At 71.9% G+C, this 25,349-nt stretch carries 19 protein-coding genes, 1 tRNA gene and 1 pseudogene; 7 read left to right on the top strand and 14 right to left on the bottom strand.

Annotation, left to right across the window (positions count from 1 at the left end; genetic code table 11):
* From ENC19_RS14115 to prmC, 4 genes are all read right to left on the bottom strand, one after another.
* Window positions 1-2,115 (bottom strand): transglycosylase domain-containing protein, encoded by a 2,115-nt coding sequence (locus ENC19_RS14115; RefSeq protein ID WP_164447650.1) that lies wholly within the window; start codon window positions 2,113-2,115, stop codon window positions 1-3.
* Between the two features lie 96 nt (window positions 2,116-2,211).
* On the bottom strand, window positions 2,212-2,823 hold the full coding sequence (locus ENC19_RS14120; RefSeq protein ID WP_164447651.1) for an arsenate reductase/protein-tyrosine-phosphatase family protein: 612 nt from the start codon (window positions 2,821-2,823) through the stop codon (window positions 2,212-2,214).
* Window positions 2,824-3,468 (bottom strand): L-threonylcarbamoyladenylate synthase, encoded by a 645-nt coding sequence (locus ENC19_RS14125; RefSeq protein WP_164447919.1) that lies wholly within the window; start codon window positions 3,466-3,468, stop codon window positions 2,824-2,826. It abuts the gene before it with no gap.
* Window positions 3,468-4,448, bottom strand: a complete 981-nt coding sequence (prmC, locus tag ENC19_RS14130; RefSeq protein ID WP_164447652.1) for a peptide chain release factor N(5)-glutamine methyltransferase — start codon at window positions 4,446-4,448, stop codon at window positions 3,468-3,470. The genes ENC19_RS14125 and prmC overlap by 1 nt, the downstream gene beginning before the upstream one ends.
* A gap of 70 nt (window positions 4,449-4,518) precedes the next feature.
* Between prmC and ENC19_RS14135 the strand changes: the two genes are divergently transcribed.
* A complete protein-coding gene (locus tag ENC19_RS14135) occupies window positions 4,519-6,069 on the top strand; it encodes a GGDEF domain-containing protein (RefSeq protein ID WP_164447920.1) in 1,551 nt (516 codons plus the stop codon).
* A 14-nt stretch (window positions 6,070-6,083) separates the two neighbouring features.
* Here the strand turns inward: ENC19_RS14135 and prfA are convergent, their stop codons facing one another.
* The 10 genes and pseudogenes from prfA to argS all read right to left on the bottom strand — a co-directional run bounded on the left by prfA (window position 6,084) and on the right by argS (window position 21,404).
* Window positions 6,084-7,172, bottom strand: a complete 1,089-nt coding sequence (gene prfA / locus ENC19_RS14140) for a peptide chain release factor 1 (protein ID WP_164447653.1) — start codon at window positions 7,170-7,172, stop codon at window positions 6,084-6,086.
* 84 nt (window positions 7,173-7,256) lie between these two features.
* A complete protein-coding gene (gene rpmE / locus ENC19_RS14145) occupies window positions 7,257-7,481 on the bottom strand; it encodes a 50S ribosomal protein L31 (protein ID WP_093405395.1) in 225 nt (74 codons plus the stop codon).
* Window positions 7,482-7,750: 269 nt separating this feature from the next.
* Window positions 7,751-9,731: pseudogene (rho, locus tag ENC19_RS14150) on the bottom strand (transcription termination factor Rho).
* A gap of 297 nt (window positions 9,732-10,028) precedes the next feature.
* The gene (gene thrB, locus ENC19_RS14155) at window positions 10,029-10,973 is read right to left on the bottom strand and encodes a homoserine kinase (protein ID WP_164447654.1); all 945 of its coding nucleotides are present in this window, start codon (window positions 10,971-10,973) and stop codon (window positions 10,029-10,031) included.
* 90 nt (window positions 10,974-11,063) lie between these two features.
* Window positions 11,064-12,302 (bottom strand): MFS transporter, encoded by a 1,239-nt coding sequence (locus ENC19_RS14160; RefSeq protein WP_164447655.1) that lies wholly within the window; start codon window positions 12,300-12,302, stop codon window positions 11,064-11,066.
* A gap of 87 nt (window positions 12,303-12,389) precedes the next feature.
* Window positions 12,390-15,686 carry an efflux RND transporter permease subunit gene (locus ENC19_RS14165; protein ID WP_164447656.1) on the bottom strand — a complete coding sequence of 1,099 codons (3,297 nt, stop codon included), beginning with the start codon at window positions 15,684-15,686 and terminating at the stop codon, window positions 12,390-12,392.
* Between the two features lie 205 nt (window positions 15,687-15,891).
* On the bottom strand, window positions 15,892-16,941 hold the full coding sequence (gene thrC / locus ENC19_RS14170; protein WP_164447657.1) for a threonine synthase: 1,050 nt from the start codon (window positions 16,939-16,941) through the stop codon (window positions 15,892-15,894).
* Window positions 16,942-16,976: 35 nt separating this feature from the next.
* Window positions 16,977-18,299 carry a homoserine dehydrogenase gene (locus ENC19_RS14175; RefSeq protein ID WP_164447658.1) on the bottom strand — a complete coding sequence of 441 codons (1,323 nt, stop codon included), beginning with the start codon at window positions 18,297-18,299 and terminating at the stop codon, window positions 16,977-16,979.
* Window positions 18,296-19,681 carry a diaminopimelate decarboxylase gene (gene lysA, locus ENC19_RS14180; RefSeq protein WP_164447659.1) on the bottom strand — a complete coding sequence of 462 codons (1,386 nt, stop codon included), beginning with the start codon at window positions 19,679-19,681 and terminating at the stop codon, window positions 18,296-18,298. Before lysA ends, ENC19_RS14175 begins: the two co-directional genes overlap by 4 nt.
* 58 nt (window positions 19,682-19,739) lie before the next feature.
* Window positions 19,740-21,404 carry an arginine--tRNA ligase gene (argS, locus tag ENC19_RS14185; protein WP_164447660.1) on the bottom strand — a complete coding sequence of 555 codons (1,665 nt, stop codon included), beginning with the start codon at window positions 21,402-21,404 and terminating at the stop codon, window positions 19,740-19,742.
* 100 nt (window positions 21,405-21,504) lie between these two features.
* Here argS and ENC19_RS14190 point away from each other — a divergent pair, with 100 nt between their 5' ends.
* The 6 genes from ENC19_RS14190 to ENC19_RS14215 all read left to right on the top strand — a co-directional run bounded on the left by ENC19_RS14190 (window position 21,505) and on the right by ENC19_RS14215 (window position 25,283).
* Window positions 21,505-22,323: a DUF3105 domain-containing protein gene (locus tag ENC19_RS14190; RefSeq protein ID WP_164447661.1), complete on the top strand. Its 819-nt coding sequence runs from the start codon at window positions 21,505-21,507 to the stop codon at window positions 22,321-22,323.
* 1 nt (window position 22,324) lies between these two features.
* Window positions 22,325-22,978 (top strand): DUF305 domain-containing protein, encoded by a 654-nt coding sequence (locus tag ENC19_RS14195; protein WP_164447662.1) that lies wholly within the window; start codon window positions 22,325-22,327, stop codon window positions 22,976-22,978.
* Window positions 22,979-23,149: 171 nt separating this feature from the next.
* Complete coding sequence (locus ENC19_RS14200) at window positions 23,150-23,842, top strand: winged helix-turn-helix domain-containing protein (protein WP_093405373.1); 693 nt, start codon at window positions 23,150-23,152, stop codon at window positions 23,840-23,842.
* Window positions 23,843-23,901: 59 nt separating this feature from the next.
* Window positions 23,902-23,973, top strand: a tRNA-Arg gene (locus ENC19_RS14205).
* 58 nt (window positions 23,974-24,031) lie between these two features.
* Window positions 24,032-24,559, top strand: a complete 528-nt coding sequence (gene cpt, locus ENC19_RS14210) for a chloramphenicol phosphotransferase CPT (protein ID WP_164447663.1) — start codon at window positions 24,032-24,034, stop codon at window positions 24,557-24,559.
* A 130-nt stretch (window positions 24,560-24,689) separates the two neighbouring features.
* A complete protein-coding gene (locus ENC19_RS14215; protein WP_164447664.1) occupies window positions 24,690-25,283 on the top strand; it encodes a DoxX family membrane protein in 594 nt (197 codons plus the stop codon).
* Window positions 25,284-25,349 lie beyond the last annotated feature (66 nt).

Here is a 25,349-nt window from a genome sequence, read left to right on the forward strand (position 1 = left end):
TCAGTTGCCGGTGCGCTGCCCGGTGACCCGCCAGGCGGTCGTCTCGCTCGGCGGCACGAAGTCGCGGACCGGCTCGTCGCGCAGGGCGAAGGAGAGGATCTCCCCGACCGCCTCCACCATGGCGGTCTGCACCGCCCGGCCGACGGCGTCGCGCGGCTCGTCGGGGTTGGCCGCCATCGCCGCCACCGCCACCTGCGGGGTGAGGGCCACGACCGTCTCCGTGGCGTACCGCTCGGAGCTGCCCGTCTTGCCCACCACCGGCCGGCCGAGCTGACCGCGCAGCTCGGTCGCCGTGCCGCCGGCGCAGCCCTGGTACATGGACTGGTCGCCGACCGGGCAGCGGGCGGCGTCCACCGCCGCCCGGGCCACGTCGACGTCGAGCACCTGCCGGCAGTCCGGCTGCCCGGCGGCCACCCGGCGGCCGTCCGCGTCGGTGATCGAGGTGACCGGCGTGGGCGCGCACCAGGTGCCCTCCGCGCCCAACGTCGCGTACGCACCAGCCAGGTCGAGCGGGGTGGTCGCGGACACCCCCAGGGTGAACGGACCCCACTCCCGGGCGCCGTGCCGGGCCAGTTGGGCGTCGTCCTCGGCCCGGAACACGATGCCGAGCCGTTCGGCCATCTCCACCACCCGGTCCGCCCCGACCCGCTCGGTGAGCCAGGCGAAGTACGTGTTGACCGAGTCGCCGAAGGCGGTCCACATGTCGTGCCGGCCGCTCATCGAGGCGCTGGCGTTCTGCGGACACCAGTACCCGCCGCAGCTCGCCTCGGTGCCGCTGACCCGGAAGTCGGTCACGATCCGCCGAGGCGCGTCGTAGACCGTGTTCAGGGGGAGTCCGGCCTCCAGCGCGGCCAGCATGGTGAAGAGCTTGAACGTGGAACCGCCCTGGTAGCCGACGATGGTGCCGCCGCCGGCGACGAGTTGGTTGACGGTGTTGGGGTGGTTCTGCTGCCCGCCGGGGTTCGCGGCCACGCTGTAGGTGCGGTTCACCGACATGGCGAGCACCCGCCCGGTGCCGGGCTGGACCACCGCGGTCGGCATGGCGTGTGGGTGCTCGGCCGGGTAGATCCGCCGCACCTGTTCGGTGGTGGCCCGCTGCACACCGGGGTCGAGCGAGGAGACGATGCTGAACCCGCCCCGGCGCAGGGTGCGTTGCCGCTCGTCGACGCTGCCGCCGAACGCCTTCTGGCTGTTCCACCACCGGGTGAACCAGTCGCAGAAGAAGCCCCAGTCGTTGTGCCCCTCGGGCACTGCGGTGCAGTCGTTCGGTGTCTCGCTGGGCCGCAGGTTCAACGGCTGGGCCGCGATCCGGGCCGCCTCCTCCGGCGCGGCCACGCCCGATTCGACCATCCGGTCCAGCACGTAGCCGCGCCGGGCGGTCGCGCTGTCGGCGTCGCCGTTTATCGGGTCGTCGCTGTCCGGGGAGCGGACCAGCCCGGCCAGCAGCGCCGCCTGGGCCAGCGTGAGCTTCGCCGGTGCGGTGGAGAAGTACCGCTTGCTGGCGGCGGCGATGCCGTACGCGCCGGCGCCGAAGTACGCGATGTTCAGGTAACGGGCAAGGATCTGCTCCTTGGTCAGCTCCCGCTCCAGCGCCAGCGCGTACCGGATCTCCTGGATCTTGCGGGCGGTACTCACCTCGGTGGCCGCGGCGCGTTGCGCCTCGCTGAGCCGGGGGTCGGTGCTCAACACGTTGCGGACGTACTGCATGGTCAGCGTGGAGGCGCCCTGCCGGGTGGCGCCGTCGCGCCGGTTGGCGGTGAAGGCGCGCACGATGCCCCGCAGGTCCACCCCGCTGTGCTCGTGGAAGCGGGCGTCCTCGGCGGCGATGATGGCCTGCCGCATCACCGGCGCCACCTCGTCCAGCGGCACGTCCACCCGGTCCTCCTGGTAGAAGGAGGTGATCAGCGTGGTGCCGTCGCTGGCGTACAGGTTCGATCGTTGGGCCGTCGGCGGTGTCCGCAGCGTGTTGGGCAGCTCCGCGTAGGGCGCGGAGAGCGCCGAGAATCCGATGCCGAACACCAGCGCGGCCGGCAGCGCCGCCACCGCCAGCACCAGGCCGGCAAGCGTGCCGGCCAGCAGGACGGTGAACATCTTCGGCAGGAACGCCCGGGTCATCAGCTCTCCCCGCAGGAGCCGTCAGGACTCCCCCAGGATGGCGCTAATCACCCTTTCTGCCGCGCCTTTCCCCCAAACCCGGATGAAATTCGCCGATCAGGGGAGCAGCAGCGCGGCGAGCGGCTGCACCGTCTCCTCGATCTCGTCGGCGACCCGGCTGAAGCACTGGTCACCGCGCCCCCACGGATCGTCGAGGTCGTCGGTGGGCAGCGCGGTGGCGTCCTGACGGGCCTCGTGCGCCGCCTCGACCAACGCCACGCCACGGGCGTGGACCGCGTCGGCGGTGGCCTCGGCCGCCGGCAACCCGGCCGGATCGAGAGCGGCCAGCAACCGGCCGAACTCGCCGAGGACGAACGTGCGGGCGGCGGCGTCGGGCCGCAGCGCGGTCACGTACTCCTGCTGATCCGCGGTGGCGGTCAGCACCAGGTCGGCTGCGTCGATGTGATCGGAGCGCAGCTTGCGGGCGGCGAAACCGGCGGTGTCGCCGCCCCGGTTGGTGACCTGACGGGCGGCCGGCGGGTTCATCTCCTCACCGGCATGCCAACCGCCGGTGCCCGCGCTGTGGCTGTGCAGCAGTTCCTCCGCCCGGGCCGGGTCGACCTCGCGCCGGGCCAGCCGATCGGCCACGGCGAGGGTGAGCAGCCGCTCGGCCATCGGAGAGCGGCAGACGTTGCCCATGCAGACGTGCAGGACGGTGAAGGGAGGCACCTACACCACCTGACTCTCACGCAGCTCCGGTACCACCTCGCGGAGCCGGGCCAGGTCGATCGCGCCCTCCCGGACCAGCACAGGCTCGTCGCCGGTCAGGTCCACGATCGTGCTGGGCACCGGATCCACCGCCGGCCCCGCCTCCAGGTAGGCCCGCACGGAGTAGGCGAGTTGGTCGCGTGCCTGGTCGGCGGTGAGCGCGGCCGGCTGACCGAGCTTGTTGGCCGACGCGACCGCCATCGGCCCGGTCTCGCGGAGCACCTCCAGCGCCACCGGGTGCAGCGGCATCCGTACCGCCACCGTGCCGCTGTCGTCGCCGAGATCCCACCGCAGGCTCGCCGAGTGCTTCACCACGATGGTCAGCGCCCCCGGCCAGAACGCCTCGACCAGATCACGCGCCGCGGCGGGCAGGGTGTAGGCCAGGCCGTCGAGGGTGTGCCGGGAACCGATGAGCACCGGCGGCGGGGCGTGCGGGACACCCTTGGCGTCCAGCAACGCCTTGACCGCGTACGGGGTGAACGCGTCGGCGCCGATCCCGTAGACCGTGTCGGTCGGCAGGACGACCAGCTCGCCGTTGCGGACCGCCTCGATGGCCGCAGCGATGCCGCGGTCCCGGTCGGCGAGCGACCGGCAGTCGTAGAGCATCACGAGGAGCCAGTCTGCCACGTCGCGGTGGCACCGGGTGGCGGGCGGTCCGCGAGGCGGGACGCGGTGACGAAACGCGGCCGGTCGGCGAGGTCGCGATGGTCGACGATCGCGGCGTACCGACCGTCGGCGGCGAGCAGACCCGGCACCACCACGCCGTGGCTGTCGTCGTGTTCGATGCCGAGGACACCGCCGGGACGCAGCAGGAAACCCGCGCGGTCGATCACCCGGCGGATGACGTCCAGCCCGTCCGCCCCACCGAACACGGCCTCCGCCGGGTCGTGGTCGGCCACCTCCGGCGGTACGGCCACCGCGAGTGGAACGTACGGCGGGTTGCACAGCAGCACGTCCACCCGACCCGCCAGCTCGGCCAGCAGCGCCGGTTCGGTGGCGTCCGCCGCCACCACCTCGATCGGCCGGTCACCGGCGGCGACCCGATCCGCCGCGTTGCGCCGCAGCCAGGACAGCGCCCGCGGCGAGCGTTCCACCGCCACCACCCGGGCGTGCGGCACCTCGGAGGCCACCGACAGGGCGATCGCCCCGGACCCACTGCACAGGTCCACCACCAGCGGCTCCGACCGCCCGTCGGCCTGCCCGCCGTCGTCGCCCGCGATTCGCCGGGCCTGGTCGACGCCCCACCCGGCGAGCAGTTCGGTCTCCGGGCGCGGCACGAAGACACCCGGCCCGACGGCCAGCTCCAGGTGCCGGAAGCCGGCGGTGCCGGTGAGATACTGCAACGGTTCCCGTCGGGACCGGCGGGTCACCAGCGCTCGGTAACCGTCGAGTTGCTCGTCGGTGAAGCCGTCCGCCAGCGCCAACCGCCCGCGAGGGATCCCGAGCACATGCCCGGCCAGCACCTCGGCCTCCGTGCGGGCCGAGGTCACGCCGGCGGTGGCGAGAGTACGGGCCGCGTCGGCGATCACGGGCGTAGGACGGTGACGTCTCGTCCCTTCGGACGGGTGTTGCGGTGCGGTGGTCACGCAATAATCATGAGGCGTCGCCGTGCACGTGCATAAGCGGGTGCAGCGGCACACCGACAGGAGGTCGCGGGTGGGCTGGCTCGACCGGGTCGAGGACCAGGTTGACGCCCTGACGAAGGCGCGGGCGTTGCAGGAGGTGAGCCGTTCCACCGAGGCGTACGGGCTCCTGGAGCAGGTGCTGCGTGCCACCAGCGACCCGCACGCCCGCGCCGACGCGCTCGTGCAGCGGCTCTCGGCCCTGATCAACCTCGGGCGCACCGCCGAGTACACCCGCGCCATCGAGGAGGCGTCCGCGGCGGTACGCGACCTCGCCGAGCCCTATCTGCACGGGCACCTCAACGCCCTGGCCGCGCTGGCCGCCCATCATCAGGGCGCGCTGGACCGCTGCGTGACGCACCTGGTCAAGGCCGCCCGGGCGCTCGGAGCGGTGGAGGAGGCGGACCGGGACACCGCCTGGGGCTGGCACGACCTGGCGATGGCGTACTCGTACCTCAGCTTCCACGGCTACGCGTTGGGCGCGATCGAACGCGCCCGGCAACTGGGCACCGCCGCCGGCATCCCCGAGGAGACGTTCGCCGCACCGGGCATCCGGCTGCGCAACGCGGTCGCCCTGGACCACACCGGTGACAGCGACGGCTGTCTGCGCGTACTGCGGGATGTCGGCGGCGACCTGGGCCGGTTCGTCACCGCCGGACGGGCCGACCGGCTGCGCCCCAGCAGCCTGGCCGCCTACGGCTACGCCGCCGCCCGCCGGTGCGCCCTCGGCGACGACATCGACCCGGTCCCGGGCCTGGACCCGGCCCGGCTGCTCGGCTGCGGCGCGGACAGTGCCCGGGCCCGCGACATGCGCCAGCTCGGCCAGGTGTGTCTCGCCATCGCCAGCGGACGCCCCATCGAGGCGGTCACCCGGCTGGACACCGTCCACGTGTCCGCGGAGACGCTCGGCGCGGCCGAGCCGGCCCGGCTGCGCAGCATGGCGCTCGGACGAGCCGGCGACCACGCCGCCGCGCACCGGGCCGACCGGCTGGCCTTCCGGCTCGCCGCGCAGCGCCACGACCGGCTCCGTGACGTCTACATCGACGGCATCGCCGCCCGGATCGACCACGAGGAGATGCGCCGTGAGGCGGCCCGGTTCGAGGGGGAGGCGTTGACCGACCCGCTGACCGGGCTGCCCAACCGGCGCCGGCTGGAGCGCTACATCGCGGCCGTGGTCGCCCGGGGCGAGCGGGTGGTGATCGGCGTCTGCGACCTGGACGGGTTCAAGGCGGTCAACACGCGGCACGGGCACCACTCGGGAGACCTGGTCCTGCAACGTGTCGCCGGAGTCATCAACCGGGTGATGCGTCGGGGCGACTTCGTCGCCCGCTACGGCGGCGACGAGTTCGTGGTGGTGCTGCCGGAAGCGGGGATGACCGAGGCGGCCGAGGTGGCTCGGCGGATCGACGCGGCCGTCCGCACCGAGGACTGGGAGTCGCTGGTACCGGGCACTCCGGTCGGGGTCAGCATCGGCTTCGCCGAGGTGGGAGCCGGCGGCCCCGGCCAGCGGGACGCGCTCGGCGCCGCCTTCGAGGCCGCCGACCGGGAGATGCTGCGGGCCAAGGTCCGGCCGCGTACCGCCTGACCGACGGCGGCGTCTCAGCGGCGGGTGAGCTCCGCGTCGCCCGCCAGGCGCGCGGCCCGGTCCGCCTCGCCGAGCGCGTCGAGCACGCCGTCCAACTCCCCGGCAAGTACCAGATCCAGGTTGTACGCGGTGAAGCCGATCCGGTGATCGGTGATCCGGTTCTGCGGGAAGTTGTAGGTGCGGATCCGCTCCGAGCGGTCCACCGTACGCACCTGGGCCTTGCGGGCGTCCGACGCGGCGGCGTCGGCCTGCTCCTGCGCGGCTGCCAGCAGCCGGGCGCGCAGGATCCGCATCGCCTGCTCCCGGTTCTGCAGCTGGGACTTCTCGTTCTGGCAGGAGACCACGATGCCGGTGGGCAGGTGGGTGATCCGCACCGCCGAGTCCGTGGTGTTCACCGACTGTCCCCCGGGCCCGGACGAGCGGAACACGTCGATGCGCAACTCGTTCGGGTCGATGGTGACGTCGACCTCCTCGGCCTCCGGCAGCACCAGTACGCCGGCCGCGCTGGTGTGGATGCGTCCCTGCGACTCGGTGACCGGGACCCGCTGCACCCGGTGCACGCCACCCTCCCACTTCAACCGGGACCAGACGCCGTTGCCGCCCTCCGGCACACCCTTCGCCTTGATCGCCAGCGAGACGTCCTTGACGCCACCGAGGTCGGAGTCCTGAGCGTCGATCACCTCGGTGACCCAGCCGCGCCGCTCCGCGTACCGGGTGTACATGCGCAGCAGGTCACCGGCGAACAACGCGGACTCCTCACCGCCCTCACCCGCCTTGATCTCGACGATGACGTCCTTGGCGTCGTGCGGGTCACGAGGGATGAGCAGTTCGGCGAGACGCTCCTCAAGCACCGGCAGCGTCGCCGCGATCGTCTCGGCCTCGGCGGCGAAGGAGGCGTCCTCGGCGGCCAGTTCGCGCGCCGCGGCGAGATCGGCGCGGGCCTGCTCCAGTTCGGCGGCGGCCTTGTGCAGCGGCACCAACTCGGCGTAGCGACGGCCGACCCGACGGGCGGTGCCCTGGTCGGCGTGGATCGCGGGGTCGGCCAGCCGCTTCTCCAACTCGGCGTACTCGTCGAGGAGGGCGGCCAGGCGTTCACTGCTCATGCTGGGGATCGCTCCTTGAGACCGGACACAGACGGACGACGCCCGCGTCCGGCGGTGAACCGGACGCGGGCGTCAGACGAGGAGCTACTTGGCCTTCTTGCCCTGAACCTTGGCGTACTTCTGCTGGAACTTCGCGACCCGACCAGCGGTGTCCAGCACGCGCTGCTTGCCCGTGTAGAACGGGTGGCAGGCGCTGCACGTCTCGACGTGGATCGAGCCGCCCTTGGCGGTGCTGCGGGTGGTGAAGGTGTTGCCGCAGGAGCAGCTGACCTCGGTGGTCACGTACTCCGGGTGGATGTTGGGCTTCATGTCGCCTCGGTCCTCTCGTCTGTGGTCGCCGGGTCGCCCCTGGCCTGCCTGCCGATGGGGGCGTGAACCGGAACCGGTGGCCGATTGACCAGTCTGCCATGGGCTTCGGTGGGCCCTGGAGGCGGGCCGCGTCGGCTGGTCGCCGGTAGCAACATCTGGCCTCACGTACGCATTCCCGCCGCCGGGCCGAGCATTCCTGCGGCCGATCCACCCGAGAAGGGCGTGGCCGGATCCGGCCACGCCCCTTCGTCGGTCTTCGTCGGCGGGAGTTACTCCCCCGGCGTCGACTTGGCGATCTGCATCAGGAACTCGATGTTGGTACGGGACTGCTTGAGCCGGTCCAGCAGGAGGTCGAGCGCCGCCTGCGAGTCCAGCGAGTGCAGCACCTTGCGGAGCTTGTGCACGATGGCCAACTCCTCCGGCGCGAGCAGGATCTCCTCCTTGCGCGTGCCGGACGGGTGGATGTCGATGGCCGGGAAGGTCCGCTTGTCGGCGATCTTCCGGTCCAGCTTCAGCTCCGCGTTACCGGTGCCCTTGAACTCCTCGAAGATGACCGTGTCCGCCATGGAACCGGTCTCCACCAGGGCGGTGGCGAGGATGGTCAGCGAGCCGCCGTTCTCGATGTTGCGGGCCGCGCCGAGGAACCGCTTCGGCGGGTACAACGCCGTCGAGTCGATACCACCCGACATGATCCGGCCGCTGGCCGGCGCCGCCAGGTTGTACGACCTACCGAGCCGGGTCACCGAGTCGAGCAGCACGACGACGTCGTGGCCCAGCTCGACCAGGCGCTTGGCCCGCTCGATCGCCAGCTCGGCGACGGTGGTGTGGTCCTGCGGCGGGCGGTCGAACGTGGCCGCGATGACCTCGCCCTTGACCGACCGCTGCATGTCGGTGACCTCTTCGGGTCGCTCGTCGACAAGCACCACCATCAGGTGGCACTCCGGGTTGTTGTGCGTGATGGCGTTGGCGATCGCCTGCAGCACCATGGTCTTACCGGCCTTCGGCGGCGAGACGATCAGCGCCCGCTGCCCCTTGCCGATCGGCATGACCAGGTCGATGACCCGGGTGGTGAGGATGTGCGGCTCGGTCTCCAACCGCAGCCGCTCCTGCGGGTACAGCGGGGTGAGCTTGTAGAACTCCGGCCGGCGCTTGGCCTCGTCCGGCTCCATCCCGTTAATGGTGTCCAGCCGGACCAGCGGGTTGTACTTGTCCCGCCGCTGCTCGCCGTCGCGGGCCGCCCGGACCGCGCCGGTGATCGCGTCACCGCGCCGCAGGCCGTACTTCTTGATCTGGGACATCGACACGTAGACGTCGTTGGGACCGGCCAGGTAGCCGGTGGTCCGGACGAAGGCGTAGTTGTCCAGCACGTCGACGATGCCGGCCACCGGCACGAGCACGTCGTCCTCGCCGACCTGCGGCTCACGGCCGCCGTCGCCGCCGGAATCGTTGCGGTCACCCCGGCCCCGCCGGCGGTCCCGGAAACGGCTGCGCCGGCTGCGCCGACCGCCGCTGTCGCCGTCGTCGTCACCGTCGTTGTCCCGCTCGCCGCGCTGGCCGCGGTCACCACGGTCGGCGCGCTCGCTCGGTCACTCCGGTCACCGCGCTCGGCACGCTCACCGCGCTCGGCACGGTCACCGCGCTCGGCACGGTCACCGCGCTCACCGCGCTCGGCACGGTCGCCCCGCTCGGCACGCTCACCGCGCTCGGCACGGTCGCCCTGCTCGGCACGCTCACCGCGCTCGGCACGGTCGCCCCGCTCGGCACGGTCGGCGCGGTCGGCGCCACGGTCACGGCCGGACTGGCCCTCGGACCGCTCGCCCTCGGCGGCGGCCTCCTCGGCGCGCGGTTCCGCCACGGCGGTCCGGCTCCGCCGGGTACGGCCACGGCCCTCGCCTCGACGCTCGCCGCCGGCTGTTCGGCGCCACGACGTTCGGCCTCCGGCCGCTCGCCGGCGTCCCGTACCTCCGCGTGCACCTCCTCGCGGACCGGTGCGGCGGCCGCCGCGACCTCGGCCCGTGGTCGAGGGGCCCCGGCAGTGCCGCCCTGCCGCTCGGTGATCGCGCTGATCAGCTCGCCCTTGCGCATGCGAGCCGTCCCCGAGATGCCGAGCGACGCGGCCAGGCTCTGCAGCTCCGGCAGCAGCATCGCCGACAGGCCGGTGCCGCTGCGCCGGCGGCGGGCGGGGGCAGCGGTGGTGGCATCGCCAGCGACGTTGGAAACATCCGACGTCACGTCGGTGGTGTCGCTCAATGGATTCCTTCCCTCGATAGGCCGGGACTGCCCGGAATCGACAACAGGTGGCCGGGCGGCCTCGGTACACCCGCCTCGCATGACGCTTCGCGGGAGTCTTTAACACAGCAGCCGGTCGGTCTCCCGACCCACCAGATGGAGCGGTGGGCGGGGTTTCGCCGTCTGCGGCGACCAGTGAAGACTGCGGTGCGGCGTGGGCCTAGGCAGGGGTGACGGGCTTACCGCCGAAAGCTTCGGGGGTGCGCCGACCCGCAGGGAGATCGCATGCTTCGCGGCTGTGCTAAGTCTAGAGCGTAATCAACTCTTGCGACCTGCGGCAACAGGGTCCCGCTCCGCGTGTCCGAGTCTACCCCGTTCGACTTGCGCCCCGCATACATCTACCGGCAACCGCAGCAGCCGCCAGTCTGTTCCCGCGTCGAATTCTACGGGCAGCTCGGACAGGGCGAGCACGGTGGGGCCCGCACCACTGACCACGGCCGCCACACCGGCCGCACGCAGCTCGTTGACCAGGGTGTTCGTGCCCGGCATCGACGTCGCGCGATAGCCCTGGTGCAGCCGGTCGGCGGTCGCCGGCAGCAGCAGCGCCGGCTGCGTGGTCAACGCGTGCACCAGCAGCGCCGCCCGGCCGGCGTTGAACGCGGCGTCGGCGTGCGGCACGGTGGCCGGCAGCGCCGCACGGGCCGAGGCGGTCAGCCCCCGCTCGGCCGGCACCAGCACCGTGGGGCGTACGCCGTGGGCCACCGGCAGCGACACCGCCCGGGAACCGTCCGGCTCCGTCCAGGCCAGGGTGAAGCCGCCGAGCAGGCAGGGTGCGACATTGTCCGGATGGCCCTCGATCTCGGCGGCCAGCCGCAGCACCGCGTCGTCGCCGAGGCGACTTGCGCCCTCCGCCACCAGCGCCCGGGCCAGCAGCACCCCGGCGACGATCGCCGCCGACGAGGAGCCGAGCCCGCGCGCCTGCGGGATGCGGTTGACGCATTCCACCGCCAGCCCCGGCGGTTGCACACCGAGCGCGTCGAAGGTCGCGCGCATGGCGCGTACCACCAGGTGGCTGTCGTCGACCGGCAGATCACCGGCTCCCTCGCCGATCACCGTCACCGTCACGCCCCCGGCCGTCACCTCGGCGGCGACGTCGTCGTGGAGCGCGAGGGCCAGCCCGAGCGCGTCGAAGCCCGGCCCCAGGTTCGCACTGGTGGCCGGCACCCGGACCCGGACCGGTTCGGCGACGAATGTGGTCGACACCCCGCCCATGCTAGGGACAGCCGCCACCGATGGGGAGCATCGCCCGGCACCTGGGACGCCGAACACCGACGGCCGGCGGACCGCACCTCGCTACCGGTTCTCCGCGACGGCGGGTGGCGACGCGGCGAGCGACAGGCCCCGCGTCGCGATCCGCCAGCCGATCGCGTAGACCAGGGTGACCAGGCCGCAGCCGGCCAGTACGACACGCTCGTCGACGATGTCCACGACCGCGGCCACCACCAGCTGGCTGACGGAGATCGCCAGGGTCGCCAGCATCATGTCGGTGGCGAAGACGCGACCCCGTAGCCGGTCCGGCACCTCGCCCTGCAGGGCGAAGTTCGACATCACCCAGTTGCTGCCACCCGCGAAGTGCGCCACGAAGACCAGGACCAGCACCAGCGGGAACCAGGCGGCCACGGAGGTACCGAGGTAGGCCAGTCCGTACGCCGACATGGACAGGGCCAGGCCGGGCAGCAGCCAGGCGCGGTTGGTCAGCACCCGACGCATCATGATCGGACCGACCAACGCGCCGGCACCACGGACGGCGAACAGCAGGCCGGCACCGAGCGCGCCGACCCCGTACACCCCGGCGAGCAGCGGAAAGACGGTCAACACACCGTTGCCGAGACCCACCGCCGACTTGACCGTCACCAGCGCCAGCACCCGCGGACGGTGCCCGATGTAGACCAGGGCTTCGCGGATCGCCGCCCAGGTCTGCGGCGGCTTCGCACCCCGTTCCCGGGTTGCCTGCAACGGGCGGCGGATGAGCGTGGCCAGGCCCGCGGCGATCACCAGCCCGACCGCGCCGACCCAGAAACAGGCGTACGGCCCGGCGGCCGCGCTGAGCACCCCACCGAGCGACGCGCCGACGACGGTCATCGTGCCCCACGCCGAACCGGCCACCGCGTTGCCCGCGGCCAGCTCGTCCGGATCGAGCACGTTCGGCAGCGCCGCCTGCGCCGCCGGGGAGTAGAACGCCTTCGCCACCGCGACCACGCCGATACCGAGCAGCGCCAGCCAGGCCGTGCCGGCATCGCGTACGCCGAGCAACAGCAGGACGCCGACGAGCGCGGCGGCGTTCGAGACGATCATGATCGTGCGCCGGTCGAAGCGGTCGGCGATGGTGCCGGTGTACGGCAGCAACAGCGCCACGATGCCGGTGTCCACGGCGAGCACCAGGGCACCCCACACCCCGCTGCCGGTCAGCTTCGGCAGCAGCACCAGCAACGGCACCATGACGAACCAGTCGGCACCGAAGACCACCAGTTCGGCCAGGAAGAGATTGCGGAAGTTCCGGTTGCGGGTGAGGACCGAGAGGGTGGACGCCACGGAGCGGACCATACCCGGCCACCGTCGGTGGCCGAGTCGGAGCGCGAACATCCCCGGAGGGCCCGAGGACCCTCCGGGGACCCCCGGTCACCCGTTCGGCGGGAACGGCGAGTTGCGGGTCTTCGGCAGCCGGAGCACCTCGAACTGGTCGGTGTTCTCGATCAATGCCCCGGAGGGCGCCGCCGGTACCGGCCGGCTCTCCCGCCGGCCGGTGTCCGCCGTGCCGGCACGGGCCTGCGCACCCACCGGCGTCCGGTCGGTGTCCGGCGCGGTGCCATCGGCGTCGTCGGCCTCGCCGGCACCCGGTGCACCGGCCGGGTCACCGTGGCGGCGACGTCGCCACGCCCGCACCGAGACCTTGGTGTCCTCCACCATGGCGTACAGCGTCGGCACCAGGATCAGCGTGAGCAGGGTGGAGGTGAGCAGGCCGCCGATCACCACGATGGCCAGCGGTCGCGAGATGAAACCGCCCTCTCCGGTGAGCCCGAAGGCCATCGGCGTCAGCGCGAAGATGGTGGCGATCGCGGTCATCAGGATCGGCCGCAGCCGGTGCCGTCCACCCTCGACCACCGCCTCCCGCACACCCATGCCCTGGGCTCGGTACTGGTTGACCAGATCGAGCAGCACGATGGCGTTCGTCACCACGATGCCGACCAGCATGAGCACACCGATCAGCGCCGGCACGCTCAGTGCGGTGCCGCTGACCAGCAGCAGGGCGATCGCTCCGGTGGCCGCGAACGGAATGGAGACCAGCAGGATGAGCGCCTGCACTACGCTGCGGAACGTCGCCATCATGATCAGGAAAACGATCGCGATCGCGGCCAGCACGGCCAGGCCCAGGTCGGCGAAGGTCTCCCGCTGCTCGGCGCTGACCCCGCCGAGGGAGAACGTGGCCCCCGGTACGTCGATCGCGTCGAGCCGACTCTGCAGCTCGGTGCTGATCGCGCCCAGGTCGGAGCCGGTGACCGTGCCGGTCACCGAGACGCTGCGCTCGCCGTCGATCCGTCGCACCTGTTGCGGGCCGGTGGTCTCGGTGACGTCGGCGATGTCGTCCAGCTTGACCCCGCCCACCGGCAGGGCCCGCAGCTCCGCCACGGTCATCGGCGGTGCCGCCGACAGGCGCAGCACCACGTCCCGGGCGGCGCCGTCGACGGTCACCTGACCCAGCGGCGTACCCCGGAAGGACTGCGACACCAGCTGACCGACGGCGGCCTCGGTGAGCCCGGCCCGGCTGGTCGCCACGCGGTCGACCGTCACGTCGATCCGGGGTACCCGCTCGGCCAGGGTGGTCGAGACGTCCTCGACCCCGCCGATGCCGGTCAGCGCCGTCTCGGCCTGCTTCGCGGCGGCGGCCAGCACCTCGGGATCGGCGGCCCGGACGATGACCGCCAGTTCGTTGGCGGACGCCCCGCCCTGGCCGGCCGGGAAGGTGATCTCGCCGGCTTCGGATCCGAGCGCCGTGAACCGGTCCCGCAGCACGCCCCGCATCGCCTTCGCGTCGGTCTCTTCGCCGAGCCGCAGGGCGTAGTTGGCCACGTTGTTGCCGGCGCTGCCGGCCCAGGGTGTGTCGCCGCCACCGGCGGTGACCTGGTACGAGTCGATACCCGGAGTGTCCGCCAGCACCGCCTCGACCCGCCGGGCCGCCGCGTCGGTGCCGGCCAACCCGGTGCCGACCGGCAGTTCCTGGCGGATGTTGAGGGTGTCCTGACCGGAGTCGTCGAGGAAGTTCGTCTCCAACTGCCGGGCCAACCCGAAGGTGCCGAACAGCACCAGCAGTCCCGCCGCCAGGGTCGCCCACCGGTAGGCCCGCCGCCCGGTGGCGAACCGGATGACCGGCAGATACGCCCGCTGCAACGGGCTGCGCAGCTCGCGCTCCTCCGCCGCCCGCCGGACCGCCGCTCCGTCGGCCGCGGCGCTGACCGGCTTGAGGAACCAGTAGGCGAGCACCGGGATCACCGTCAGCGACACCAGCAGCGAGGCGAGCAGCGCCACGGTGACCGTGATCGCGAAGGGTGCGAAGAGCTGCCCGACGAAGCCACCGACCAGGGCGATGGGCGCGAAGACGGCCACCGTGGTCAACGTCGACGCGGTCACCGCACCGGCCACCTCGCGGACGGCAGTGAGAATCGCCGGCCGTTTCGGCCCCCCGTAGGTCAGGTGCCGCTTGATGTTCTCCAGCACGACGATCGAGTCGTCCACCACCCGGCCGACCGCGACCGTCAACGCGCCGAGGGTGAGCAGGTTGAGCGAGTAGTCACCGATCCAGAGGGCGATCAGCGCCACCACCACCGACAGCGGGATGGAGACCGCGGTGACCAGTGTGGAACGCACCGACAGCAGGAACACCAGGATGACCACCACGGCCATGATCAGACCCAGCAGGCCCTCGGTGCTCAGCGTCTTGATGGACTTCTCCACGAACGGCGCCTGGTCGAGCACGACGGTCAACTCGGCACCCGTGGCGGACCGCAGGTCGGCGAGCCGGTCGGCGACCGCGTGCGAGATCTCCACCGCGTTGCCGTCCGGGTCGGCGGTGACCGCGATGCCGAGGCTCTCCCGGCCGTTGGTACGGGTGATGGCGGTGGCCGGGGCGAGTTGCTCCTCGACCGTGGCGACGTCACCGAGGCGGACCGGTCCGGCCTTCTTGACCGGCGGAGCGACGATCACGTCCCGCAGCTCGTCCAGGGTGGTCAGCGGGGCGCCCACCTGCACCGGCAGGGTGCGCTGGCCGTCCAGCACGGCACCGGCGGGCACCGCCACGCCGTTGGCCTGCAACGCCGTGCCGATCGCGGTCGGCTGCACCTTCGCCTTCGCCAGCTTCGCCGGATCCGGAGTGATCACCACCAGTTCGTCCCGGACTCCGGTCAGCTCGACACCGCGTACGCCGTCGATCGCTGCCAGTTCCGGCACCACGGTGTCCCGTAGCTTGCCGGCGAGGATCCGCTCGTCGTCGTCGCCGGACGCGGCCAGCACCACCGCCGGCAGGTCGTCGGTGCTGCCCGCGATCACCTGCGGGTCGACGCCCTCCGGCAGGCTGGTCCGGTTGATCGCGGTCTGCATCCTGCTGACCATGTCGTCGAGTTCGGTACCGAACTCGTACTGCACCTGGATGGTGGTCAGGCCCTCGCGGGAGGTCGAGATGACCGAGTCGAGACCGGAGATGCCGCGCAGGCTGTCCTCGATCGGCTCGGCGACCTCGGACTCGACGACCTCCGGTGCGGCACCGGGGTACTGGGCCACGATGAATGCGGCGGGGAACTCCAGTGACGGTAGGAGTTGCTGCTTCAGTGATGGCACGGCGTACGCACCGAAGGCCGTGGTCACCACCGCGATGAGGGCTACCAGCCCTCGGTTGGCGAGGCTGAATCTGGCGAGCAGCGACATCGCGAGGCTCACTCCTGAGGGAGACGGTCGAGGGGTACGAGCAGTGTGCCCGACCCGGTCGGTCTGCCGATCTCCGGGGCGGGCGGGGATCACGCCGACGGCAGCACCGGCTCGGCGCCGCCATCACCAGGTACTCCGCGCGCTGTCGAGCTGACTGCACCGGCGGATCGCCGTTGTCCCTCTCCGCCGGCGGGAGGTGCCGGGGTCAGGCGAGGTCGAGGGAGCGGGCGGCGACGAGCGGATCGTTGGCGATGGTGACGGGGGCGGGAGCGGTCGAGATGGCCCACTCCGGATCCTTCAGACCGTGCCCGGTGACCGTGCAGACCACCGTCGCCCCGGCCGGCACCCGGCCGGCGGCGGCCTGCTGGAGCAGGCCGGCGACGCTCGCCGCGCTGCCCAGTTCCACGAAGACACCGACCTCCCGGGCCAGCAGCCGGTACGCCGCCAGGATCTCCCGGTCGGTGACCGCCTCGATCAGGCCCCCGGAGGTGTCCCGCGCGTCCAGGGCCTTCGTCCAACTCGCGGGGTTGCCGATCCGGATGGCCGTGGCGATGGTGGACGGCTCGGCCACCACCTGCCCGGTCACGATCGGCGCCGCCCCAGCCGCCTGGAAGCCGTACATCTTCGGTAGCCGGCTGGCGTTGCCGGCGTCATGGTCCTCCGCGTAACCCATCCAGTAGGCGGAGATGTTGCCGGCGTTGCCCACCGGCAGGCAGTGGATGTCGGGCGCGTCGCCGAGCGCCTCGACGATCTCGAAGGCGGCCGTCTTCTGGCCGTGCAGCCGGTCGATGTTCACCGAGTTGACGAGTGCGACCGGGTAGTCCTGGGCGAGCTTGGCGGCCAGCGCCAGACAGTCGTCGAAGTTGCCGTCGACCTGGAGCAGCTTGGCGCCGTGCACGAGCGCCTGCGCCAGCTTGCCCAGCGCGATCTTGCCCTGCGGCACCAGCACGGCGCAGGTCATCCCGGCCCGGGCCGCGTACGCGGCGGCGGAGGCGGAGGTGTTACCGGTGGAGGCGCAGATGATCGCCTTGTTGCCGGCCTCGACCGCCTTGGAGACGGCCATCGTCATGCCCCGGTCCTTGAAGGAGCCGGTCGGGTTGGCACCCTCCACCTTGAGGTACACGTCGCAGCCGAGCCGGGCGGAGAGCACCGGCGCCGGCAGCAGCGGAGTGTTCCCCTCGTGCAGGGTGACCACCGGCGTGGCCTCGGTGACCGGCAACCGATCCCGGTAGGCGTCGATCAGACCACGCCACATCACGCTCTCCTCGCCTCCGCGATTGACCCGGGCGCTCACAGCCCGCCCTCGACCCGCAGCACGCTCGCCACCGCCCGGACGATGTCCAGCCCACGCAGTTCCCGCACGGTCGCCGCGAGCGCCGCGTCCGGCGCGACATGGGTCACGATGACCAGGACGGCGTCACCGGCCGCCCCGGCGGCACCGGCGGCCGGCACCTGACGGACGGTGGCGATCGAGACGTCGTGCCGGGCGAACACCCCGGCCACCGACTCCAGCACACCGGGCCGGTCGGCCACGTCGAGGCTGATGTGGTAGCGGGTGAGCGCCTCACCCATCGGCCGCACCGGCAGGTCGGCGTACGCGGACTCGCTGGCCGCGCGGACCCCGGCGAGCCGGTTGCGGGCCACCGCCACCACGTCGCCGAGCACCGCGCTGGCGGTCGGCGCCCCACCGGCACCGCGTCCGTAGAACATCAACTGCCCGGCCGCCTCGGCCTCGACGAAGACCGCGTTGAACGCGTCGCCGACGCTGGCCAGGGGGTGGGTGACCGGGATCATCGCCGGGTGCACCCGGACGCTCACCGTCTCCCGGCCCTGCCCGTCGGCACCACGCGCGGCGATGCAGAGGAGTTTGATCGTGCAGCCCATCGCCTTGGCGCTGGCCACGTCCGCGGCGGTGACCTCGGTGATGCCCTCGCGGTGCACGTCGGCGGCGGCGACCCGGCTGTGGAAGGCCAGCGAGGCGAGGATGGCCGCCTTGGCGGCGGCGTCGAAGCCCTCCACGTCGGCCGTGGGGTCGGCCTCGGCGTACCCCAGCTCGGTCGCCTCCTCCAGCGCCTCGGCGAACCCGGCACCGGTGGCGTGCATCGCGGAGAGGATGAAGTTGGTGGTGCCGTTGACGATGCCGGTGACCCGGGTGATGCGGTCACCGTGCAGCGACTCCCGCAGCGGTCGCAGCAGCGGGATGGCCCCGGCCACGGACGCCTCGTAGTAGAGGTCGCCGCCGCCCTCCGCCGCCGCGTCGTGCAGGGCACCGCCGTCCTCGGCGAGCAACGCCTTGTTGGCGGTGACCACGCTCTTGCCGGCCCGCAACGCCTCCACCAGCCAGCCGCGCGCCGGCTCGATGCCACCGACCACCTCGACCACCACGTCGACGTCGTCCCGCTTGATCAGCCCGAGCGCGTCGGTGGTGAACAGGGCCGGGTCGACGGGAAGGTCGCCGCGGTCGCGCCCGATCCGGCGTACGGCGATGCCGGCGATCTCCAACGGAGCACCGACGCGGGCGGCGAGGTCCGCCGACTGCTCGTGCAGCAGCCGGACCACCTCGGCACCGACGGTGCCGCAGCCGAGCAGGGCGAGGCGTACAGGTGACGTCATCCCACATCCAAAGCGAGCAGGTCCTCTTCGGTCTCCGGTCGAACGATCAGCCGGGCCCGGCCGTTGCGCACCGCGACCACGCCGGGGCGGGGCACGTGGTTGTAGTTGCTGGCCATGCTGCGGCAGTACGCGCCCGTGCCGGGCACCGCGACAAGATCTCCGGGCTGCACGTCGGCGGGCAGGAATTCATCCTTCACCACGATGTCCCCGGACTCACAGTGCTTTCCCACCACGCGGGCGAGCATCGGCCCGGCGGCGCTCGCCCGAGAGGCCAGGGTCGCCGAGTACGACGCGTCGTACAGGGCGGTCCGGATGTTGTCGCTCATCCCGCCGTCGACGCTGACGTACGTCCGGATGCCGTCGACATCCTTGACCGTACCCACCGCGTAGAGGGTGAACACGGCCGGGCCGACGATCGCCCGGCCCGGCTCGATGGACAGGTGCGGGGTGGCCAGCCGCTCCGCCGCGCACTCCGAGTCCACGATCTTGCGTAGCCGCTTGGCCAGGTCGTGCGGGGCGGCGGGATCGTCCTGCGAGGTGTATGCGATGCCGAAACCACCGCCGAGGTCCAGCTCGGGCAGTTCGACGCCGCGGGCGTCGCGGATCTGCGCCTGCAGGGCCAGCACCCGACGGGCGGAGACCTCGAAGCCGCTGGTGTCGAAGATCTGCGAGCCGATGTGCGAGTGCAGGCCACGCAGCTCCAGCACGTCCTCGTCGAGCACGCGCAGCGCCGCCGTCAGGGCCGCCCCACCCGCGAGGGAGAAGCCGAACTTCTGGTCCTCGTGGGCGGTGGCGATGAACTCGTGGGTGTGCGCCTCCACCCCGACGGTGACCCGGATCAGCACCCGGGGCCGTACGCCGCGTTCGCGGGCCAACGCGGTGAGCCGCTCGATCTCGTGGAACGAGTCGACGATGATCCTGCCCACGCCGACGTCGAGGGCCCGGGTCAGCTCGGCCACCGACTTGTTGTTGCCGTGGAAGCCGATCCGTTCCGGCGGCATCCCGCCGGCCAGCGCCACGGCCAGTTCCCCGCCGCTGCACACGTCGAGGAACATGCCTTCCTCGGCGATCATCCGGACCACCGCCCGGCAGAGGAAGGCCTTGCCGGCGTAGTAGATGTCCTCGTCCGGGAAGGCCGCCTGGAAGTCCCGGCAGCGCGAGCGGAGGTCGTCCTCGTCGAGCACGTACACCGGGGTGCCGAACTCGGCGGCGATGTCGCGTACGCCCAGGCCCGCGACGGTGAGCGCGCCGTCGGTGCCGCGCGTCACGTGGCGCGGCCACAACTGCGGCACCAGGGCGTTGACGTCGTCCGGGGTACGCAGCCAGGCCGGCCCCCGGTTGCCGATGTCGCCGTGCAGCGCGCCCGCCTCGTGCGCCCGCATCAGTGCCTCCCTGGATTCGCGACCGCGGGACCCGCGGCCTCACTTCTCGCGCTCACGACTACATCCGCTCCGGCGCCGAGACGCCGAGCAGACGCAGCCCGTTGGCGATGACCACCCGGGTCGCGTCGTTGAGCCAGAGTCGCGCCCGGTGCAGGTCGGTGACGGCCTCGTCGCCCCGGGGCAGGATCCGGCAGTTGTCGTAAAACCGGTGGTAGGCCCCGGCCAGGTCCTCCAGGAACCGGGCCACCCGGTGCGGCTCCCGCAGCTCGGCGGCGGCGGCCACCACGGCGGGAAACTCGGCAAGCGCCTTGAGCAGCTCGTTCTCCTTGTCGTGGTCGAGCAGCTCGGGCCGGAACGACGCCGCGTCGCCCCGGGTGAGGCCGACCTCGGCGGCGTTGCGGCCGACGCTTGCCGTGCGGGCCGCCACGTACTGCACGTAGTAGACCGGGTTGTCCCGGGTGGCCCGGGTCCACAACTCGATGTCGATGTCGATCGGCGAGTCGCTGGAGTACCGGGCCAGCGCGTAGCGGGAGGCGTCCACCCCGATCGCGTCGACCAGGTCCTCCAGGGTCACCACGGTGCCGGCCCGCTTGCTCATCCGGACCGGCGCGCCGTCGCGGACCAGGTTCACCAGCTGGCCGATGAGGATCTCCAGCGTCTGCTCGGGGTCGTCGCCGAAGCAGGCGGCCATCGCCTTCATCCGGCCGACGTAGCCGTGGTGGTCCGCCCCCAGCATGATCACGACCCGGTCGAAGCCCCGTTCCCGCTTGTCGAGGTAGTAGGCGCAGTCGGCGGCGAAGTAGGTCCACTCACCGTTGGACTTGCGCAGCACCCGGTCCTTGTCGTCGCCGAAGTCGGTGGTCCGCAGCCAGGTGGCGCCGTCGTAGTCGAAGAGGTGGCCCTGCTCGCGAAGCCGGGTCAGGGCGTGCTCCAGCTCGCCGCGATCGTGCAGGTCCTTCTCGTTGAAGTAGGTGTCGAACTCGACCCCGAAGTCCCGCAGCGAGGACTTGATCTCGGTGAACATCAACGCGACACCCTCGACCCGGAAGACCTCCTGGGCGGCGGCGTCGTCCAGGGCCAGCACGTCGGGCCGCCGGGCGGTGACCTGCTCGGCGATCTCGGCGATGTACGCACCGCCGTAGCCGTCCTCCGGCGCCGGCTCGTTGCGGGCGGCGGCCAGCAGCGAGCGGGCGAAGCGGTCGATCTGCGAACCGGCGTCGTTGAAGTAGTACTCGGTGCCGACCTCCGCGCCGGTCGCTCGCAGCAGCCGGCTCAACGCGTCGCCGACCGCCGCCCAACGGACGCCACCGATGTGCACGGGGCCTGTCGGGTTGGCCGAGACGAACTCCAGGTTGATCTTCAGGCCGGCGAGCCGGTCGCCGCGACCGTACTCGTCGCCCGCCTCGACGATCGCACGGGCGAGCTGTCCCGCGGCGGCCGCGTCGAGTCGGATGTTGAGGAAGCCCGGGCCGGCGATCTCGACCGACTTGATCCCCGGCGTGCTGGCCAGCTCGGCGGCGAGCGCGGCGGCCAGTTCCCGGGGCGGCAGGCCGACCTTCTTGCTCAGCTGAAGCGCCAGGGTGGCCGCGTAGTCGCCGTGCTCCGGGTTGCGCGGTCGCTCGACCGTCGTGTGCCCCGGCAGCGCGGAACGGTCCAGCTCTCGGTCGGCGAAGACGGCGTGAGCGGCGGCGAGGACAGCTTCGGCGAGTTCTGCAGGAGTCACCGATCCATGTTATCGGGGGTAGACTCGGTCCCCGCGGCGGCGACCCAGCAACCGAACCCGGCCCGCCAGAGCCCCTGACCGACCGACCTGACGAGGCACGATGAGTATCAGCACCCCGGGCGGCCCAGAGCGCCGCCCGACCGTGGTCAGCACCGGCAAGAAGCCGGCGGCGGGACGGCCGGCCGCCGGCGCCAAGGCGACCGGAGCCAAGGCTGGCCCGGGCAAGGCCGGCTCGGCCCAGCGCGCGGGGGGCGGCAAGGGGCCACGTAAGCCGATCACCCCGGTGAAGGTCAGCCAGGGCCGGTCGTGGGGACCGATCGCCCTGTTCGTCGCCGTCGGCGTACTCGCCGCGTCGATCATCGGATTCGGCGCCTGGGCGACTTTCAAGGGCAGCCAGTCCTGGGAGGACAAGGCGGCCGACATCGCGGGCATCGTCAACTACCGCCAGGACGACCCGGACAGCCTCACCTACGAGTCGCACCAGGCCGGCAAGATCGAATACAAGTACAGTCCGCCGGTCGGCGGCGCGCACAACAACGCCTGGCAGCGCTGCCTCGGCGACGTCTACGACGCGCCGATCGCGGCCGAGCACGCGGTGCACAGCATGGAGCACGGCGCGGTGTGGCTCACCTACCGCCCCGACCTGCCCGCGGCCGATGTCGAGAAGTTGGCAAGCGTGATCCGGGGCAACGACTTCATGCTGATGAGCCCGTACGAGGGGCTGGACGCCGCCGTGTCGCTCCAGGCGTGGGGTTACCAGCTCAAGGTCGACAGCGCCGACGACCCGCGGATCAAGGAGTTCGTCACCACCCTGGCGCAGAACGCCTCGATCGAGCCGGGCGTGCCCTGCTCCTCCGGCAACTACACCACCGGCACCGGCACCGAGCCGCGCGAGTTGGCTCCGCCGACGGGTGGCTGACATGCCCAGCGCTATCCAGGAGGCGACCCCGGCGGAGCGCAACGGCACCGAACTCCACCGGCCGTCCCGGGCGCTGCGCTACCTGACCCTGGTCATGGCGGCGGTCCTGCTGCTCGGCATCGGGTGGACGGCCGCGACCCTGGTGTCGGACCGGGCTCCAGGTGACGACTCGGCCGAGGCCGGCTTCGCCCGGGACATGTCCCGACACCACGCCCAGGCGGTGGAGATGGCGATGATCGCGTACGCCAAGGCGCAGAATCCGGCGATCCGGCAGATGGGCTACGACATGGCCCTGACCCAGCAGGCTCAGATCGGTCACATGCAGCGCTGGTTGCAGGAGTGGGAGTTGCTGCCCACCGGTTCACGGCCCGCGATGGAGTGGATGCCCGACGCGGTGCCGGTGGGCCCGGACGGGCTGATGCCGGGCATGGCGACCCGCGAGGAGATCACCCAACTGCACGAGGCCCAGGGCGTCGAGGTCGACCGACTCTTCATCAAGCTGATGATCGATCACCATCTTGGCGGCGTGCACATGGCCGACGGGGTGCTCAAGGTCTCGGACCGGCCCGAGGTGGTCCGGTTGGCCGAGGCATCGAAGCAGGCACAGCAGAAGGAGATCAACGAGCTGCGCCGGATGACCCCTGCCGACGGTTGACCCCTTCGTCTGGCTGACCAACCTCGCCGCCCCGCTCGTCGACCGAGCGGGGCGGCGGCGCGTAGGCATCCAGGTGCCAGCGAGTTCGCCTTCTCCGCCCCACCTTGAGGACATAAGACCGATTTTCCCTCTAGGGGTTACTTGGAGCGAAGTGCACTCGTTGTCCGGGACGTGGGGGTTGCACTCAGAGACGCGCGGCGTTCGGTCACCAGTTGGTGCCGACGCCACACCATCGGCGGTGACGGAGCGGTGGCAGCCGTCCGTCGCGGACAGCGGCAGGGTGAGCCGGGAACACTCAGCCGCGAACAGGAACTCGAACTGATCGACACCCTTCGGGGCGTCCACCCCGACGCGTTCGGTCTGGACGAGGAGCTGTGGACCCGCCAGAGTCTGCACGCCCTCATCCAGCAGCAGTTCGGTCTGACGCTGGACGTTGGGGTCGTCGGGGCGTACCTGCGGGCCTGGGGGTTGGGCCCGCGCGAGCCCCGCGAACGGGCCTGCGGGCTCTGCGTCGGGGCGGTCGAACGCTGGGTCCGCAGCGAGTACCCGGCGATCACCCGGGCGGCCCAGGAACACCTGGCCGAGGTCTACTGGGTCGGCCGGGTCCGGCTGCGGGGCACCATGCCGGCGGCCGACGTCATCTCGGCGGTCTCCTCGCGAGGGCGGGTCCGGTTCATGGTCACCACCCCGTCGGTCGACCCACCACTGCCCCGGGAGTTCGTGCACCGACTCAGCGGGGCCGAGCGGCGCACCGTACACCTGATCGTGGACGGCTCCTGGGCCCGCAACGAATGGCCACGCCGACTCCCCCGGCGCATCGTGCCGCACCCGCTGCCCAGCTGCGGACGCGCACTCGCCGCCTGACGCGCCGATACCGATTGGGCGATCGGGAGAGCCGTTTGCTAGTCTTCTCCAGTCGCTGAGCCCCCGTAGCTCAGGGGATAGAGCACCGCCCTCCGGAGGCGGGGGCGCAGGTTCGAATCCTGCCGGGGGCACCTTCTTCTGGAAGATCTTGCAGTGGTTCGACCGCATCCCGAGCCGTACCGTGGCCACATGCCAACGCAGGTGATCGTGCTCAATGGCGGATCGAGTGCGGGAAAGTCCGGAATCATTCGGTGCCTGCAGGCGATCCTGCCGGAACCGTGGCTCGCCGTTGGGGTAGACCGGCTCATCGAGGCGATGCCTGCGACCATGCGCTCGCCGGAGAGCATCGACTTCGCAGCCGACGGCACCGTCATCATCGGGCCGGAGTTCGACCGGCTGCAGCAGGCTTGGATGGCTGGGGTCGCTGCCACTGTCCGAGCCGGTGCCCGCGTCATCATCGACGACGTCTTCCTCGGCGGCGCTGGATCGCAGCAGCGGTGGCGGATCGTGCTCGACGGGCTGGACGTGCTGTGGGCCGGCGTCCGCTGCGATGCGGAGGTCGCCACCGGTCGCGAGATCGCCCGCGGCGACCGGGTCCGGGGGATGGCCGCCGCACAGGCCGACGTGGTGCACCGGGGTGTGGTGTACGACGTGGAGGTCGACACCACCCACACCGAGTCGATCGCGTGCGCCAGAACGATCGCGGCTCTGTTGTAGCGGCCGTCAGCTGAGCGGCCTGCCCATGTCGGGACCTTGGTCCTGGCGGCTTCGGGTGTTCCGGCCCGCGCGCGACGACCCGCCGGGGGGCGACAGTGGTCAGGTAAAGAAGCTGACCACGGAGGCAACGATGACCGTCCACCAGGGCACCCACCGCTCGATCGAGCGCCCGCTCGAGCACGCCGAACTGCCCGGCGCCATGCTGACCACGACCGCCGCCCGGGCCCTCGCCGTGCTGCGGATCTCCACCGGCCTCGTCTTCCTCTGGGCCTTCCTCGACAAGACCTTCGGCCTCGGCTACGCCACCCCGACCGAGCGGGCCTGGATCAACGGCGGATCGCCGACCAAGGGGTTCCTCGCCAACGTCGAGGTGGGACCGTTGCAGTCGGTGGCCCACACGATCGCCGGGACCTGGTGGGCGAACGCACTCTTCATGGTCGGGCTGGCCGCCATCGGCCTCGCCCTGATCGCCGGCGTCGGCCTGCGGGTGGCGGCCGCCTCGGGCACCCTGATGATGGCGCTGATGTGGCTGGCCGAGTTCCCGCTGGCCCGGTTCACCGCCGGTGGCGACCCGACCGGTTCCACCAACCCGGTGGTCGACTACCACCTGATCTACGCCGTGGTCCTGGTCGCCCTGGCCGCCGCGTACGCCGGGCACACCTGGGGTCTGGGCCGGCTCTGGGCCCGCCTGCCCTTCGTGCAGCGCCACCGCTGGATGCTCTGATCCGCTCGACCAGCCGATGGGCCGGACCGCCGCCACGGTCCGGCCCATCGGCGTGCCTGCGGCAGG

The organism is Verrucosispora sioxanthis, assembly GCF_010560025.1.
Lineage (GTDB): Bacteria > Actinomycetota > Actinomycetes > Mycobacteriales > Micromonosporaceae > Micromonospora > Micromonospora palythoicola.